The sequence below is a fragment of the Rickettsia montanensis str. OSU 85-930 genome (assembly GCF_000284175.1).
Taxonomy (GTDB): Bacteria; Pseudomonadota; Alphaproteobacteria; order Rickettsiales; family Rickettsiaceae; genus Rickettsia; species Rickettsia rickettsii.
This window is the reverse complement of record NC_017043.1, coordinates 431,891-447,739: the sequence shown is the minus strand read 5'-3', so window position 1 is coordinate 447,739 and position 15,849 is coordinate 431,891. Positions and strand designations below refer to the sequence as shown.

Genomic DNA, 15,849 nt, shown 5'->3' with positions numbered 1-15,849 from the left:
TAGGTAGAACCATAATTTAAATAATTTATAATATTTTTCCGGTAGGGGTAATTCGCTGTTTTAATGCTTCAAGTGCCATATTTCGTAGTTGAATTTGAATCCATACCACCGGAAGCCGACAACTACCGGCGATTATGTACCCGATATAAGTTAAGGTAAGCCATAAATCAGAATAATTATAGCCAAGCATATTTACTAATATTATACCGCTAACCGGTTGAATTATCACAGTTGGAGTAGTAAAAAGAAGATCAGCAATAACTGTAGTGCAAGCTGCATATGCCGTTGCATTCAAATCACCGATTTTATTTGCCCACCACATAAAAAAAGCAGTACCAATTCCAGTACCAAAAATGGTAGAGCTAGTAATATGAATAGTTTTTATAAAGAGATAATCCATTATTTATCTCGTTCTATCGCCATGAATACTAAAGTAAGTAATATTATTGGAATATTTTTAAATATCGGACCAAGCGGATCTAGCCACAATATTGGCTTAAGATATGTTAATAGTAGAGTATAAGCTAGTATTAATAAAATTTGTAAACTACATATCCTATTTATTTTATTTTTGATAATTAGTAGAATTCCAAGAATAATATCTGTAAAGCAGCTTCCATATAACATGTAAGGTGCTATTTGTTTATCAAATCCTAGTGATATTATAATTTGCATACTAGCATCATAAGCAAAAATGCTTGAAATAATTCCTGTCATTATCCAAAATAGTCCTAAGACAATTTTTATTATAGGTTTTAAAAAATAAAGCCTAGCGTGCCATATGGATCGTACGGTTAAAGGTGCGGTTGCAAAACCTTGTTGCAAGTTTCTAGGGATTATAGAAGTAAAATCGATAAAATCTTTTTTATCAGCAATATTAGGTTGAAGTAACATATTATACGCAGTAGAATTTAATGGGTCCTATTTTTAGAAAATCCCCTAATTTAGCTGCTATTTTAATGAATATTAAAGGAATTTTTATTAGTCTTCCAGGATTGACTCCAAGCCATCTTCTAAATCCAAGCAAGATATACTTCATGGTCACTATGTTTGGTCCAACTATTTTTAATAATGTGTGGATTTTTCCTTCCCTTTCTATACAGTGAATAATTACTTTCGTTAAATCATCAATATGAATAGGTTGAAATTGTTGTAAACCATCACCTATTAAAGGAATAAAATACGGTAATGTTGCAAGAGCCCTAAATAGCGAGGTACCACCATAACAACCGCTTGCGTAAACAAGAGACGGTTGTAAAATTACTCAGTCTATATTTTCTAATTTTTGTAAATATTCTTCAGCTGCTTTTTTAGTTAAAGCATAAACAGTGTTTTTTTCATCATCTATTCCAAGAGCTGAAGTATGAATAGTTCTTTGTACGTTAGTAAGGTTGCAAGCCTTAAATAGAGCCTTTGGACCATTGACATGAACATTGTCAATATTATTAGCATGACTAGACGTTAACACACCTGATACATTAATAACTATATCTATGTTATTTAATCTATTTATCCAGCTTTGTGGTGTTAGGTCTATATTAAAATCACAGTATATCACTTCTGCAGTAGGGAATTTTTCCTGGTCGATTCAACATCTCTAACACAGCATATTACTTTATATTGAAATTATGAGTAATAAACTAGAAGTGATAATAAAATATTATAATGATATATCAAATTTAGGCGTAAGATTATGGAAAACTACTACAGCACTTGCTAGTTTTAATTTAGGTGAGGTATGGAAAATATGGTTCTGTGATAAAAATTTTAAAGATCTACCGACACTAGATCAAAGTTTGATTTATACTCAATATTTAGAAACAATGTTAAGTAAAGTAGCTGCTACCGGAAAGTATCAAGATAATAATATTGATCATTCTCAGTGGAGCAATTGTTTTGAAGAGCTAAATAATCGAGATCATTCTGAACACTTGATTAAAGCAGCCAAAGAAATCGATGCTATGGCATATCCTCTGACGAGAGAGTATTTTTTATATCGCTATATAGCTAAAGCAATATTACTTATACAAACACTTTAAATGTGTCTTCCTCTTATGAAAACGAGTTTAATATAGTAAAAAAAGCTCATTTAAATTTTGCAAATTATCTTAATTCATTAGAGCAAAGTCTTACTAGAATAGAAAAAGCTACTGATACGTATAATGAAGATCACAAAATTGCTTCTTGGTTAACCGAAAAATCAGCTTTAGTTAGTAATCATTCAGGTAAAATAGCAATTACTTATGTTTCTTTTATAGTGGGTGTAATTGCTTTACGTTCATATGTAATTGACGCAAAGGATCCTTGGTATGAATTATGTGCTTTACGACCACTAGCCTTGCGATGCTACAAATTTTATTATCTTTTCCCGGTACGGTCTTGTCAAATAGACAAACTAAAGAGATTAATAATAATATGTTTCAAGCATTAGAAAATAACAATGACAATGCTGAAGATGTTAAATTTTTATTTGATCACACTCCAAGCTTTGCTAATGATACTATTAATCGTATAATTGCATATACGGGCTTTACGATGGTATACAGTTGCAGGAGTAGTAGAAGAACAAAGTAAAGTTATAAATTTTATGCAAAATAAATTAATTAAATTTTTGCATGATAAAATTGTACCGGCTTTAATTGGGAATAAGAAATTTACAGCTGAAGAAATTAAACCATATTTTCAGTTACTATATAAACATTCCAAAAAAGATAAGAATACGCAAATAAAACTTCAGGCAATATATAATAAACTTACCAATCAAGATATAGATTTTAACAATGTTGAATCAGACATTAGTATCCATCATGGATGGAAGAGTACTGCTATATGTTCGGCAATAGCCACACTGATTTTGGATTATATCTGTTTTTATTTTCGTAATCCAGCATTAGAATTTTATGAAGATCCAATGTTTTATGCATCAACTTCTGTGAAATTTATGCGTTTTGCTTCTTTATTAGTATCAACATATTGCGGCAATAAAGTTATAGAAAATATCACCAGCGAAAAATTAACTAATGATGTGTTTTTTCAAAAGTTTTACTATAATGATGTGGCAAGATTGACCGTAGCGATAGTACCTTTAATAATGTTTGAGTTTATTAAAGATTTAAAATTCTTAAGTCTTGCAACTTTAATAGATGTTTTAACAACTGCTATATCGGATTTAAATGTCGGCAAGGTAATTAGTAGTATAGGCAAGAATATTGCCGAGAAAACCGCTACTACCCTTACTTGGCTTAATAAGGTTGCCTCAGGCACAAACGATGATACAGTTATTGATATTGATACTACAGAAGCATTACCATGCTTAGGTTTTGTGGACACTGCTAATTGATTTGCTATTTTGCAGCAAAAAATAGCCAAAATTAAATCTTTTTAGCAATGTCCACAAAACCTAGATTAAGGTTGTAAAATTTACGTTATTTAATGTGCTCTTCCCATTTCAAATATAATTGAATCTTCAGAATTAAGTGTTGCATGTATTAAAAAAGGCAAGGTGACATAGGACTGCACTTCGCTATGCATAAAAGCTTGGTACATTACATTATCAATCTCTAAAGTAAAGTTTTTGAGCAGCTTTTAAGTGTATCAAATAACCTGTAGTTGTATTAAAGTAACCACCATGACCTATCTTCTTTAAATACGGATTATTGTAAATATTATAAAATACTTTATTTTTAGAAGGTAAATGCTTAAGCATTGTTAAAAATTTATTATGGAAATCGTCATTTAGTATAGCATCATCTTCTATTATTAGGGCATAAGGTATATTGTCTTTAACCATTTTAAGCCAAATTTCTCTATGGCTACAATAACAACCGAGTTCACCTGCCGTTAAAGTATGATTTAATATTTTGCTATCGGAATAATAATTTATATTTTCCGAAGGACAAAGTACAGTATAACCGTTATCAAGGGATAAAAGAGCAGGGTTATTTTTTACATCTAAGCCGGTAAATCTTTTTCCCCATGCATCTGTTATAGATAAATTATAACCGTCTACTGCACTAAACCTTTCATAGAATAAATTATTATTGTCGATTCGACAATAATATTGTTTACTAATATTGTTATATCTATCAGTGTTGCGATCTAGGTTTACTATAAAAATTTTAATATCTTTTTCTTCAAGTGGAGCAGAACCTATTTGATAAGTTTTTAAAAATATAAAAAGCAATGATAAACAAATAATTATAATTGATATTATAAAAATAGTTTTTAATTTATCGCATTATAGGTTATTTAATAAAGGTAATTTTTTTCTTAATTTTTCTTTTACTGCGATGTAATTATTGTCTGAAGTCGGTGCAATCTTTATTATATATCTTATAATATTTTTCATCATCTTTATCAACAGAAATGATATAATTATATAAATCTTCTTCTGAATAATCTTTAGCAAATATTACTGCATTAGGGTTTACATCTTTTATATAACTTTTATCTGCATAATATATAGGTACTGCTCCTGCTAAATAAGTTTGAAAAGGTTTTTCAGTAACATACCCCTCATATGTTTTATTTTCAAAAGCAATAACAAATTTACATTTAGATAACCATTCACGAGTTTTTTTTGGTATAATTGTAGATTCAGTATTTAAATATACCGTCGCTTACTACTTTTTTATACAGCGACAATTTATGAAAAAATCGATTTCTTGCTATGCAGCCGTCGTTTTCAGGATCTTCTATACCGTTAGAGACTAAGAAACAAGCAAAATACGTTTTGTTCGGATTGTATTTTGAGCGTTTATATTCAGTACTGACGTCATTAGTACAATACATATAATATAAAGGTATTCTTATATAATTTGGATGATCTATATAATCAAAACCTATAGATATATCATAATTTTCTAGCTTTGGTCTAACGGACTCACCGGAAATATCTTTATACTATCTTTATTACTAATAGTTCTTTGACCAAAAACACTATCAATAATAAGGTCATAATTGTTATGATCTATAACAATTGTTCGTCCGTTTTCTTCAATGATTTCTTTTATCATCGGTAGCTCGTCTATTGTAAAGCCCGGCCACATATTAATAAAACTCACTCTTATAGCATGTTTGTTTTCTTTTTTAGGAGCTTTAATCTTATATGCTTATACATAGTAACAATATGGTTATACAAATTATGGAAAGTTTTTTTTAACATTTAAATTACCTATTACGAGAAAAATTTATTTATAATTTTTCTGCTATTTGTGGTGGATTTTCTGCTTCCACTTCAATAATCTCAGATTTAGAGGAAACGATTTGATAACGTTCTAAGGTAGCCGGCATGGCTTTATTACCTGAATCAATACCGAGTTTTTGAATATTCTTTACTCTTGACATAAAATTACGATTAAACGAGGCAGCAAATTTATCGTAATTAGTAACCATATTATGCAGGTTATTACCGATCTTTTGAGAATAATCTGCCATAGTACCGATGGAGCTTAATAGCTTTCTCACTTCTTCAATGATTACCTTATAATTTTCCGAGCGGCGATGATCGGTAATTTGAAATTTTGCAAATGATAGCATATTCATAAGTCCGCTAGGTCCTACCGGAAAGATATTACAGCCCCAAGCTTTTTGTAAAAATTCAGGGTCGGCTGCAATAACTTTCTCAACCGCTTGTTCAGTCGGCAAAAACATTAAAGTAATAACATTGTTAAAGCTCTGATCCTTTTTGTTTAGATTAGTTAAAATATTTGCGGCATAGTCTTTATTCGCCAAGGATTTTAAATGGTAATTCATAGTTTTATTAAGACTCATGTCATTATCTTGCTCGTCTACAAGAAACTTTGAAGCTTTAGAATCAATAACCATTAAATTACCGGAAGGAAGAAAAATGAGCGCATCAGGTCTTAGCTTTCCGCTATCTGATGTAGTTAGACCGTATTGCATAATGAAATCTAAATTAGGACGTAAGCCCGAAGATTTTAAGATATTCTCAAGGGTAATCTCAGCAAGTAGCCCCGCCCCGATCGGAGAAAGCAGAGACTGTTTTATCAAATCAACCGTACCTTTTGATTGCTCTATATCTTTATTTAATGCTCCCACCATCGTAATTAACCGCTCAAACTCACTATTAAATTTTTCTGAAGCAGTAGCGATATTTTTCTCGGCTAGCTCTCTTGCCGCCGTGTTTTCCATTTTATGTATCGCTATTAATTGCTTAGACAAATCTTGACCTAAATCAAATAACGCAGCTTTAGCCGATGAAAATGACTCTTCTCTTATTTTTTCTGAATCCTTAATAGTCTGTTCTTGATATTCTATTTTACACTTCAATTGCTCAATTTTCTGTAAATATCCTATCTTTTCTTGATTTAATAATTGGTTGTTATTGCTAATTTCTAGATTCTGCTCTGATAAAAATTGTAACTGTGTCCTTAAGGTTTTAGTTTTTACATAAAACCAAATTATTAGCGCTAATAAAATAAGTAGCGTAGTTATAATAGTTGGTAATAAATAAGGCATAGAATGAAGCAAAGTTTAATGTTAAATAATACTAAAGTACCGCATAATTTGTACTAATTATTTTGGCATTGCCTAGAAAAGGTTGATATAGTCATTGCGAGTTACTGCAGGTGTTGTTGCATGGCTCGTTTTATGTCATGCCTGCGCAGGTCTTGTTGTGTGGACCGAAAAACCCGTTTGGTGTTATGCCGTGGCTTGACCACGATATCCAAAAAAACAACTTAAAATACTAAAATTTTAATGTTTTAAACTGGATCCCGCGATCAAGTCACGGGATGACAATTAGGAAACTGGTCCACGCAACAAAGCATTCCCGCTTTCGTGGGAATGACATTGGAAGGCTAAACTATAAAACAACTTTTTCTAGGCAATGCTCAATTTCAATACTACAAGTAAGACTATTTCGTTACTGATATCGAAATAGTCTTGACCATTTCGATATTAGTCTATAATATTTTTATAAACTTATAGAAATATTATAATGGATAGGTTATATAAAAAGCAAGTTGAAGAATATCTAACAAATTACGGTAAGCTTGTATTTATAAGCGGAGCAAGGCAAGTAGGAAAAACTACAATATCAAAACAAGTAATTAAGCCTAATCCTAATTCAATTTACCTAAATTGGGATTATCTAGAAGATAGAAATAAAATCTTAAACAAACACACCGAACTTTTTTAAAATCTACTTTCTACTATATCCGATAAGAAACCGTGCTTAATATTAGATGAAATTCATAAATATAAAGATTGGAAAAATCTTGTAAAAGGATTTTATGATAAATTCGGAGAAAATATTTAATTTATTATAACAGGTAGTGCCAAATTAAATATATATAAAAAAGGCGGCGATAGCCTAATGGGACGTTATATAAGTTTAACCGTGCATCCGTTATCGGTATCTGAAATAGCTAAAAATTTTGATAATTACATTGATTATATAAAAAGCCCCAAAAATATCACTATAGATGAATTTGAAGCTTTAATAAATTTTGGAGGATTTGCGGAAAGTTATTTAAAAGCAACTGCTAAATTTCATAGAATATGGAGTAATCAAAGATTCGAGCAATTATTTAGAGAAGATGTAAGAAATACTGAGGATATCAACAATATTTATGCGTTAGAATTACTTGTTAGCATTATCAATGAGCAAGCAGGCTCATTAATAAGCTATACAAACCTTGCTAACAAAGTTAGAGTTGCAGACCAAACAATAAGAAGATGGCTCTCGAATATGGCTCTCTTTGCTAGAAAAGCATTATTATTGTTTTGCTATCAAACCTTGGTCTAAAAATGTTGTAAAAAGTTTGATCAAAGAGCCCCAAATTTACCTTTGGGATTGGTCGCAAATAAAAGATATAGGAGCGAGATTTGAAAATCTTGTAGTTTCTCACCTTTTAAAAGCTGTATATTTTTGGAACGAAACAGGGCTTGGTGATTTTGGTTTATACTATCTTCGTGATAAACAAAAACGTGAAGTCGATTTATTAATAACAAAAGATAACCAACCGTGGATTTTAGTGGAAGCAAAAGTAAGTGACTCAACCGTTTCTTTAAGCTTAAAATATTTTCATGAATTACTTAAACCTGAGTTTAGTTTTCAAGTAATTCAAAATAAACAAGCTATTTCGGGCTCTTGCTTTGATAAACCGGGTTTATGGATAGTACCGGCTATTACTTTCTTATCTCAACTTGTTTGATATGAATTTTTGCAAAAAAGATAATCTAGGCAAGTGTAAATCATATAACTATTTCGTTGCTTATATCGAAATAGTCATTACCAATTCGACATTTAATTATAAGCTGTATCCTCGCACATACCACTAAATGTAGTTGGATTGACTATATTCACTTTATCTTCTAGCGGTCCGAGTGGTTGAGCCGGCTTTAACAATTCCGGCGTTAATATAAATTTAGTTTTTTTCTCGATATTCGATAAAAAAGGTAAATGTAAGCTATGAGGGCTGTATATTATTGCATATTTATCCCATTCTAGATATTGTCTATTCAAATTCTCTTTATATTCAGATGGACCATATACTTCTATACTACCAAATTTATATTTTTTTAAAGGATATAGCTCATAATCATAAAAAAAATCATTTGGATATTTATTACGCATACTTTGATTAAAATGAACAAATTTATCATTTTCTTTATGAAATACGAAAATATCTAAGCATCTTTCCCCGCAAATTACATAAATTTCATTATGTTTAACACGATATCCTAATTGTTCAAATTGCGGTAATATTTGTTGCAAACGTATTTCGTCTTCATGCATAATGCCGATATCTAAATCATCGTCAAAAGGAATTATGCCTTGATGTCTAACGGCTCCAAGCAGAGTGCCGCTGTCTATCCAATAATTAATATTATTCTTACCAAGTAGCTCATGAGTGTCTTTCATTAACTGATAAAGTGCAATAGCTTTTTTCTCGCTAATCCTGTATTTTTTTACTTGTTCATCACTTAAGGTTACATATCGCCAATCATGTTCTAATATATAAGCATAACACAATATACCGACGAAAATAGTAAGAATTAAGCGTAAAATATTTTTAAAGGATAATGTCGACTTTAATTTTATCACCTTGAACCTTAAATTACATTTTCCATGCTGATATAATATTTTTTTAATCTATATAAAACAACCGGTTATGACTTTTTTATCTCAATTTGTTTAAAAGCTTATTCTATCCTCTAAAGGGCTAAAAGGCTGAGCCGGTTTTAACAATTCCGGCGTTAATATAAATTTAGTTTTTTTCTCGATATTCGATAAAAAAGGTAAATGTAAGCTATGGGGCTGCTCTATCACTGCATACTTATCCCATTCTGGATATTGCCTATTTAGATTTCCTATAGGATCAGCGGGACCGTAAACCTCTATACTACCGAATTTATATTTTTTTAAAGGATATAATTCATTATCATAAAATGAACTCTTCGGATATTTATTTCGAGCCGCTAAATTAGTATGTATAAATTTGTTTTGTTCTTTATGAAAAATGAAAATATCTAAACAAGCTTTTTTGCATATATTATAAGCTCTCTCATAGGAAACAGTATAACCGAGTTGCTCAAATTGCGGTAATATTTGTTGCAAACGTATTTCGTCTTCATGCATAATGCCGATATCTAAATCATCGTCAAAAGGAATTATGCCTTGATGTCTAACGGCTCCAAGCAGAGTGCCGCTGTCTATCCAATAATTAATATTATTCTTACCAAGTAGCTCATGAGTGTCTTTCATTAACTGATAAAGTGCAATAGCTTTTTTCTCGCTAATCCTGTATTTTTTTACTTGTTCATCACTTAAGGTTACATATCGCCAATCATGTTCTAATATATAAGCATAAAAAAATATCCCGGCAAATATAATTAATATTAAACCTATAATATTTTTAAAGAATAATATTGACTTTAATTTTATCATCTTTCATCTCAAATTGTATTTCTTCTGCCGATGTGACGTTTTTTAAATCTTCTGCTAATTCTGCAGATAATACTATGCCGCTAACTTCAAGCAATTTTATTGGAGCTTTTATAGATAGATTCTTCTCAGCTTTGAATTTTCTGACGATATCTAGTATTTCAAGCAGCCCTTCTGCTCCTTTTGCATCGATTTCATAATTTAAGTCACTGTAATTAACCCAGCTACCTTTAACATGAATAGAATTTTCACTATATAATATTTGGTATAATTCTTCGGTAATATGCGGCATGAAAGGTGCAAATAGTTTCAGTAACGTTTGCATAACATGATATAAAGTTAATATGCTACTATATTGTCCTTGTGGATTTTTGTTTTCCTCATCATAGCTTCTTGTTTTGCTTATTTCTAAATAATTATCACAAAATACCACCCAAAAGAATTTTTCCGTCAGATGCATAGCATTTGCATATTCGTAGTTTTGTAACTCATTTGTAGCTAGCTTGACTAATTCCACTAGCTTATTAACCATCCATTTATCAAACTCGTTAGTGATTTTTTCTTTAATATCGAGCAAACTCGCTTTTTTATCTTCACCTTTCAGTTTATCAAAATGTATAGAAACAAATTTAGCGGCATTCCATAGCTTGTTAACAAGCCTTTTGCCGTTTTTCATAACGTCTTCAGAATAGGCGGTATCAGCACCTAGCTTTGAATTTGCCGACCAATAACGTATCACGTCGGAACCATATTGTTCTAGCAGTTTTTCAGGAACTAAAACACTGCCCTTAGATTTTGACATTTTACTTCGATCTTCAGCTAAACACCAACCGCTTACCATGATGTTTTTCCACGGCAAAGTATTTTGGTGTAAATGAGCTTTTAAAATAGTATAGAACGCCCAAGTTCTGATAATTTCATGTGCTTGAGGTCTTAAATCCATCGGAAATAATTTATCGTGCCTATCTTTATTAACAGCGAAATCGTCAGAAATCCCATGAGTAGAAAGTTGAGGCGAAACGGAACTTGTTGCCCAAGTATCCATTACGTCATAATCAGGTTCTACTTCCTCTTTACTATAACCCATAGGTAAATCTTTTAACGGATCGATAGGCAGCTGCGTAACATTGGCATATAAGATTTTTCCTTCCTCACCTACTCTTTTAGAGTACCAAACAGGGAAAGGCACGCCAAAATAACGCTGCCTACTTATACACCAATCCCAACTAATGGCATTAATCCAATTCTCTAAACGAATCTTCATATTTTTAGGATGCCAATTTAACTCATTTGCTCTTTTAAGCAATTCTTCTTTATGTGATATAGTTTTAACGAACCATTGCGGTACAGTTAGTATCTCAAGAGGAGCACCTGACCTCTCGGCACATTTAATGGTATGGGTGATGTCTTCTTGTTTAATAAGCAACTCTTGTTCTTTTAAAATATCTATTATTTTTGTTCGAGCTTCTTTAATTTTCAATCCATCTATAGAAGTTTCATGTTGGAAGTCTATTGTACCTTTTTTAGTGATAATAGTTTTTAAAGGTAAATTATGCGTCTTCCACCAAGTAATATCCGTTTGATCACCAAACGTACAGCACATTACCAGCCCCGTACCTTTATCTTGTTGTACTAAAGGGTCAGCAAGCAGTGGAACTTTCTCATTAAACAGTGGGGTTATAGCTGATTTACCTGCTAGATGCTTATAACGTTCATCGTCAGGGTGATAAAATACGGCTACGCAAGCCGGTAATAACTCAGGTCTGGTAGTGGCTATAGTAAGCGGGTCTCCTTGCTCGGTTTTAAACGTAATATAATTCATGAAAGAGGTTTTTTCCTTATCCTCAATATCGGCTTGGGCAAGAGCTGTACCATCTACTGGATCCCATAAAATCGGTTGATTAGCACGATAAATTTCCTCTTTTTGTACTAAATCAAGAAAAGACATTTGTGATATTTTTCGTGATAACGGACTAATAGTTTGGTACTCTAAACTCCAATCAACCGATAAAGCTATTTGGTTAAATAGACTTCTAAACTTTTCTTCTTCACTTTCTACTACCTCTTCGCAAATTTTTATAAATTCAGATCGATCCATATTATAAGCTTTGATCTGTTTCTGCTTTTCAACCAGTCTCTCGGTCGGTAGCCCGTTATCGTCAAAACCCATAGGATAAAAGATATTTTTACCCATCATACGCTGAAAACGTACAATAAAGTCGGTTTGCGTATAGCTATAAACATGACCGATATGTAACTGCCCTGAAACTGTCGGAGGCGGAGTATCGATTACATAGGTTTCTTCTTTTGCAACGTTTGGATTATAAGCATAAATTTGTCTCTCTTGCCAAATTTGCTGCCACTTTTGTTCATTTTCGGTAAAATTATAATTTTTTGGAAATTCTTTCATAGATTTTGTAGTTGATTCAAGAATATTATTATAAAGGTTATATGTGATTATGACAATAGATGCTTTTCTTTGGGAGGATATGGATATTTAGGATTTGTGCAAGTGGTGCTTGCATGATTAATTACTTTTGAGCGAACAAAAGTTTCTTGAAGACCTATAATTTTGGCAATAACAGGAATTTTAAAGCCTGACTGAACATTTCCTTCGCTATAATTACTGCCTTATTATGTTCGCCCTCAGCTTTGCCTATCTCAATACCCTGCACCTTTCCTTCATCTCTATATGTATCAGCGATAGTTTTCATAATAGTATCCTTATCTTGTGGTAATAGATGTGTATCCAATACTTCTACTAATTCCGGTTGTTTTTGTTTTGATAATTTTGCGTCATTATACCATAAGAACGATCTTAGGTAAATATAACCTTTTTCTTTATCCAATATTATAATATGCTTAAACTCTGTTAAAAATTTCTCCCATAGTTTTATCATATCCTGCATATGGATATGCTGCATCATATATTCTAGCATACCTAAATGTTTTTTCTTGACGATTTCATCATCTGTCATAGCTTAAAATCTACTAATTGATAATCTTCCGCCATTAATTTCTTTGCCATCACACTATCAGTAAATAAACTCCACAGATTTCTTGGAGCATTATAAATTTCTTTACCGTTGTAAATAACTAAATTATAAACTAGCGGCAATTTATCCTTTCCTTGCTTATGTCTTTTACATAATAATAGTGTATATTTCCATAACCGCAAAGCCGTCCAATAATCAATTGTTGATTGGGCCTCTACTAATACATAAACAAATGCTTCTTCTTTATTATTGGTGCTAATTTTATATGTTATATTACTATATTGCTTATTTAAAGATTCCTCAATGTAGCTTTCTTGTTCTACCGTTATTTTTGATAAATCTACTAAACTCTTAAAATCATCGGGTAAATAATATTCCAAAAATTCTTGTGCTACTACCGGGTTGTTCATTATTATTTTTACTAATGAATCATGTTTTAATTTTTTAGCCATAAAAATCTAGTAGCTTTATTTCGTGGCGTATTTTATCTTAAATTATCTATAATATCCATATTTAAATTTAAAGTTTAATATGCTAATTCTAGACAAACTTTTACTTACTTTAAAATTAATGCGTGCAGATAAGCTGGTAGCTTATTTGCTGGTTTTTTTCCCTGCTTTATTTGGGCTACTGCTTGCAAACCCTTCAAGAACGGAGTTAATACATTTATTACCGTTATTTATTTTAGGTAGTATAACAGCTAGAAGTAGCGGGTGTATTATTAACGATATATTTGATAGAAAATTTGATAAGCATGTCGCAAGGACTAAAGAGCGACCTTTAGCTAGCAAGGCTTTATCTGTTTCTTATGCTATTTTGATACTCTTTATTCTTAGCGTTATCTCACTTTGTATTTTGCTACTTTTAAACAAAACAGCCATATATACAGGTTTTTTTGCGGTAATAATGATTAGCCTATACCCGTTAATGAAACGTATTACTTATTTCCCGCAAATCTTTTTGGGATTTACCTTTAAGCTAGGGGCCTTAATAGCTTATGCGGCAGTTCAGGATACACTTGATATAGCAGCGATTATTATGTATTTAGCATGCTGTTTTTGGGCCATCGGTTATGATACGATTTACGGATATATGGATATAAAAGATGATAAGAAAATAGGAGTGAAATCGTTAAGTATATATTTAGAGAACAAGCATTCTAAGCTTTGGCTTTATATATGTTATATAGGTTTTATATTGTTATTTATTCTAGCAACAAAAATGGCTAACCATAATATCGACTATTTACCTATTTTAGCTGCTTTAATTTTACTGATATTGCAAGTAGCAACTCTTGATATTGAAAATCCTGCCAATTGTATGACAAGATTCAGAGCTAATAATTATATCGGATTAGTTTTGAGTATGGTGTTTTATTAAATTCTTGTCCTAATCACAGTCTTGTTAGGGATTAGATAATGTTCTTGATGTCATTCCTGCGAAAGCAGGAATCCATAAAAATAACATTAATATTGCTGTAAGTATTACATTTCTAGTAAAAAACATATAAGAATTTAATTTTTATATGTTTTACTGGATTCCTGCTTTCGCAGGAATGACATTGACCCGTGCAACAACTCCTCTAACAGCCCATAAAGTTGCCATCGATATTGCGGTTATATAAACCGCAATTGATAAAGAGTTGCCGGTTACGTACCATAGCATTAGGCAGATTGACGGAGTAAGACGTCCGATTAATGAAGCACCTATACTACTGCCAATACCGACTAACATATATTTATCGGCAGTTTTAAATAAATCATTTAGCCAGCAGTTTAAAGGTGCCAAGAACCCGATACCGAGTATTATAATCCAAATACGTACAAAATTAACATACCATATAGATGAATTATTCAAGCAGAGCCATAAAGGAATTATGCTTAAACTCATTAAAATAAGAGTACCGTTTAGTATTTTAAGGTAATGTAACTTTTTTGTTAGATGCCCTATTATCGGAATCATAATCATATCAAAAATTAGAAACTCAGTATTAAATTTTATCATTATTTCGAGTGATATATCAGTGATAAGCGGAATAAAACTATTCATAAAGACGAAAGGCACTATATAAGTCATATATGAGAAACCTATGGCAAAACTAATGCGTAAGATACTTAGTTTACAGTTCCAAATTGTAGTTAAGTCTTGTAATAGTGATGATACTACGTCATTGCGAGGAAAGGACCTAGGTGTCATACCGTGGCTTGACCACAGTATCCAAAAATTACGTAAAGTAATTTTATCTTTTTTCTTGGATCCCGCGATCAAGCCGCGGGGTGACAATGAGGGCTTTACTACAATATCCTCGCTCTTTCTTAAAAAATAACCTATCAATGTTGTAAGCCCGCCAAATATGAAACATAAACGCCAATATGTATTATACTCTACATTTAAAACTATAGTACTGATAAATGAAGCAAGAATAATACCGACCATAGTAGATGTTTGATAAAGGTAAGAAGCTTTAAACGCTTTTTTTTCTTCTTTATTCTCTAAAATAAATAATTTAGCAATGGCACATTCACCCTCGGAATATACTCCTTGCAACGTTTTAAGCAACACTAATAATAGCGGTGCAAGCCAGCCTATTTGAGCATGTGAAGGTATTAAACCGATTAGGCTAGTTGTTAAAGCAACGCCGATTAAAGAGTAAGATAAAGCAAAAACACCGCCGTATTTTTTAGCAATTACGCCAAAAAAATAAGAGCCTATGGGACGTGTAAATAAAGACGTAGCAAGAACACTATAGGTAAGTATTAAAGCAATGACTTTATCATGATTCGGAAAAAAAATACCAGCAAGTAGCGGAGCAAGAAACCCATAAAGTGCAGTATCGAAATGATCCATCGCATTACCGATTAGGATCGAAAAATCCCTTTTACTTAATGAATTATTCATATATTAATAATTTAAAATTTATAATAAATTATACTCGATGAA

18 protein-coding genes and 2 pseudogenes are annotated in these 15,849 nt (G+C 31.6%); 7 read left to right on the top strand and 13 right to left on the bottom strand.

Features of this window, described 5'->3' with window-relative positions; translation table 11 throughout:
- Nucleotides 1-25 precede the first annotated feature (25 nt).
- The 3 genes from MCI_RS02495 to MCI_RS09620 all read right to left on the bottom strand — a co-directional run bounded on the left by MCI_RS02495 (nt 26) and on the right by MCI_RS09620 (nt 1,558).
- Complete coding sequence (locus MCI_RS02495; protein ID WP_014409525.1) at nt 26-400, bottom strand: DUF2269 family protein; 375 nt, start codon at nt 398-400, stop codon at nt 26-28.
- Nucleotides 400-894 (bottom strand): DoxX-like family protein, encoded by a 495-nt coding sequence (locus MCI_RS08930; RefSeq protein WP_014409524.1) that lies wholly within the window; start codon nt 892-894, stop codon nt 400-402. Before MCI_RS08930 ends, MCI_RS02495 begins: the two co-directional genes overlap by 1 nt.
- 370 nt (nt 895-1,264) lie before the next feature.
- Nucleotides 1,265-1,558 (bottom strand): oxidoreductase protein, encoded by a 294-nt coding sequence (locus MCI_RS09620; protein ID WP_014409522.1) that lies wholly within the window; start codon nt 1,556-1,558, stop codon nt 1,265-1,267.
- Nucleotides 1,559-1,628: 70 nt separating this feature from the next.
- Here MCI_RS09620 and MCI_RS09615 point away from each other — a divergent pair, with 70 nt between their 5' ends.
- From MCI_RS09615 to MCI_RS09605, 3 genes are all read left to right on the top strand, one after another.
- The gene (locus tag MCI_RS09615) at nt 1,629-2,039 is read left to right on the top strand and encodes a hypothetical protein (protein WP_232202709.1); all 411 of its coding nucleotides are present in this window, start codon (nt 1,629-1,631) and stop codon (nt 2,037-2,039) included.
- 2 nt (nt 2,040-2,041) lie between these two features.
- The gene (locus tag MCI_RS09610; protein WP_232202708.1) at nt 2,042-2,431 is read left to right on the top strand and encodes a hypothetical protein; all 390 of its coding nucleotides are present in this window, start codon (nt 2,042-2,044) and stop codon (nt 2,429-2,431) included.
- Between the two features lie 156 nt (nt 2,432-2,587).
- Complete coding sequence (locus MCI_RS09605; protein ID WP_232202707.1) at nt 2,588-3,340, top strand: hypothetical protein; 753 nt, start codon at nt 2,588-2,590, stop codon at nt 3,338-3,340.
- 213 nt (nt 3,341-3,553) lie between these two features.
- Here MCI_RS09605 and MCI_RS02460 read toward each other — a convergent pair whose 3' ends face one another.
- The 5 genes from MCI_RS02460 to MCI_RS02445 all read right to left on the bottom strand — a co-directional run bounded on the left by MCI_RS02460 (nt 3,554) and on the right by MCI_RS02445 (nt 6,480).
- On the bottom strand, nt 3,554-4,183 hold the full coding sequence (locus MCI_RS02460; protein ID WP_014409521.1) for a glycosyltransferase family 25 protein: 630 nt from the start codon (nt 4,181-4,183) through the stop codon (nt 3,554-3,556).
- Nucleotides 4,184-4,295: 112 nt separating this feature from the next.
- Nucleotides 4,296-4,541, bottom strand: coding sequence for a glycosyltransferase family 10 domain-containing protein (locus MCI_RS09600; protein WP_232202750.1), 246 nt, complete (start codon nt 4,539-4,541; stop codon nt 4,296-4,298).
- A 55-nt stretch (nt 4,542-4,596) separates the two neighbouring features.
- The gene (locus tag MCI_RS09595) at nt 4,597-4,845 is read right to left on the bottom strand and encodes a hypothetical protein (protein WP_232202749.1); all 249 of its coding nucleotides are present in this window, start codon (nt 4,843-4,845) and stop codon (nt 4,597-4,599) included.
- A gap of 17 nt (nt 4,846-4,862) precedes the next feature.
- Nucleotides 4,863-5,063: a hypothetical protein gene (locus MCI_RS08920; RefSeq protein WP_232202706.1), complete on the bottom strand. Its 201-nt coding sequence runs from the start codon at nt 5,061-5,063 to the stop codon at nt 4,863-4,865.
- Between the two features lie 130 nt (nt 5,064-5,193).
- A complete protein-coding gene (locus tag MCI_RS02445) occupies nt 5,194-6,480 on the bottom strand; it encodes a DNA recombination protein RmuC (protein WP_014409520.1) in 1,287 nt (428 codons plus the stop codon).
- Nucleotides 6,481-6,961: 481 nt separating this feature from the next.
- Between MCI_RS02445 and MCI_RS09590 the strand changes: the two are divergent.
- The 3 genes and pseudogenes from MCI_RS09590 (at nt 6,962) to MCI_RS09580 (ending at nt 8,180) form a co-directional block, all read left to right on the top strand.
- Nucleotides 6,962-7,282: pseudogene (locus MCI_RS09590) on the top strand (AAA family ATPase).
- Nucleotides 7,283-7,339: 57 nt separating this feature from the next.
- Entirely contained in the window at nt 7,340-7,771 is a 432-nt protein-coding gene (locus MCI_RS09585) for a hypothetical protein (RefSeq protein WP_232202705.1), read from the top strand.
- Nucleotides 7,725-8,180 (top strand): DUF4143 domain-containing protein, encoded by a 456-nt coding sequence (locus MCI_RS09580; RefSeq protein ID WP_410526313.1) that lies wholly within the window; start codon nt 7,725-7,727, stop codon nt 8,178-8,180. Before MCI_RS09585 ends, MCI_RS09580 begins: the two co-directional genes overlap by 47 nt.
- Before the next feature lie 92 nt (nt 8,181-8,272).
- Here the strand turns inward: MCI_RS09580 and MCI_RS02430 are convergent, their stop codons facing one another.
- The 4 genes and pseudogenes from MCI_RS02430 to MCI_RS02415 all read right to left on the bottom strand — a co-directional run bounded on the left by MCI_RS02430 (nt 8,273) and on the right by MCI_RS02415 (nt 13,361).
- Nucleotides 8,273-9,073 carry a LicD family protein gene (locus MCI_RS02430; protein ID WP_014409519.1) on the bottom strand — a complete coding sequence of 267 codons (801 nt, stop codon included), beginning with the start codon at nt 9,071-9,073 and terminating at the stop codon, nt 8,273-8,275.
- A 90-nt stretch (nt 9,074-9,163) separates the two neighbouring features.
- The gene (locus MCI_RS02425; protein WP_014409518.1) at nt 9,164-9,916 is read right to left on the bottom strand and encodes a LicD family protein; all 753 of its coding nucleotides are present in this window, start codon (nt 9,914-9,916) and stop codon (nt 9,164-9,166) included.
- Nucleotides 9,885-12,323, bottom strand: a complete 2,439-nt coding sequence (locus MCI_RS02420) for a valine--tRNA ligase (protein ID WP_014409517.1) — start codon at nt 12,321-12,323, stop codon at nt 9,885-9,887. Before MCI_RS02420 ends, MCI_RS02425 begins: the two co-directional genes overlap by 32 nt.
- A 47-nt stretch (nt 12,324-12,370) precedes the next feature.
- Nucleotides 12,371-13,361 (bottom strand): annotated as a pseudogene (locus MCI_RS02415) (Rpn family recombination-promoting nuclease/putative transposase).
- 79 nt (nt 13,362-13,440) lie between these two features.
- Here MCI_RS02415 and ubiA point away from each other — a divergent pair.
- Nucleotides 13,441-14,289 (top strand): 4-hydroxybenzoate octaprenyltransferase, encoded by an 849-nt coding sequence (gene ubiA / locus MCI_RS02410; RefSeq protein WP_014409516.1) that lies wholly within the window; start codon nt 13,441-13,443, stop codon nt 14,287-14,289.
- Nucleotides 14,290-14,439: 150 nt separating this feature from the next.
- Here the strand turns inward: ubiA and MCI_RS02405 are convergent, their stop codons facing one another.
- Nucleotides 14,440-15,807, bottom strand: coding sequence for an MFS transporter (locus MCI_RS02405; protein ID WP_014409515.1), 1,368 nt, complete (start codon nt 15,805-15,807; stop codon nt 14,440-14,442).
- Nucleotides 15,808-15,849 lie beyond the last annotated feature (42 nt).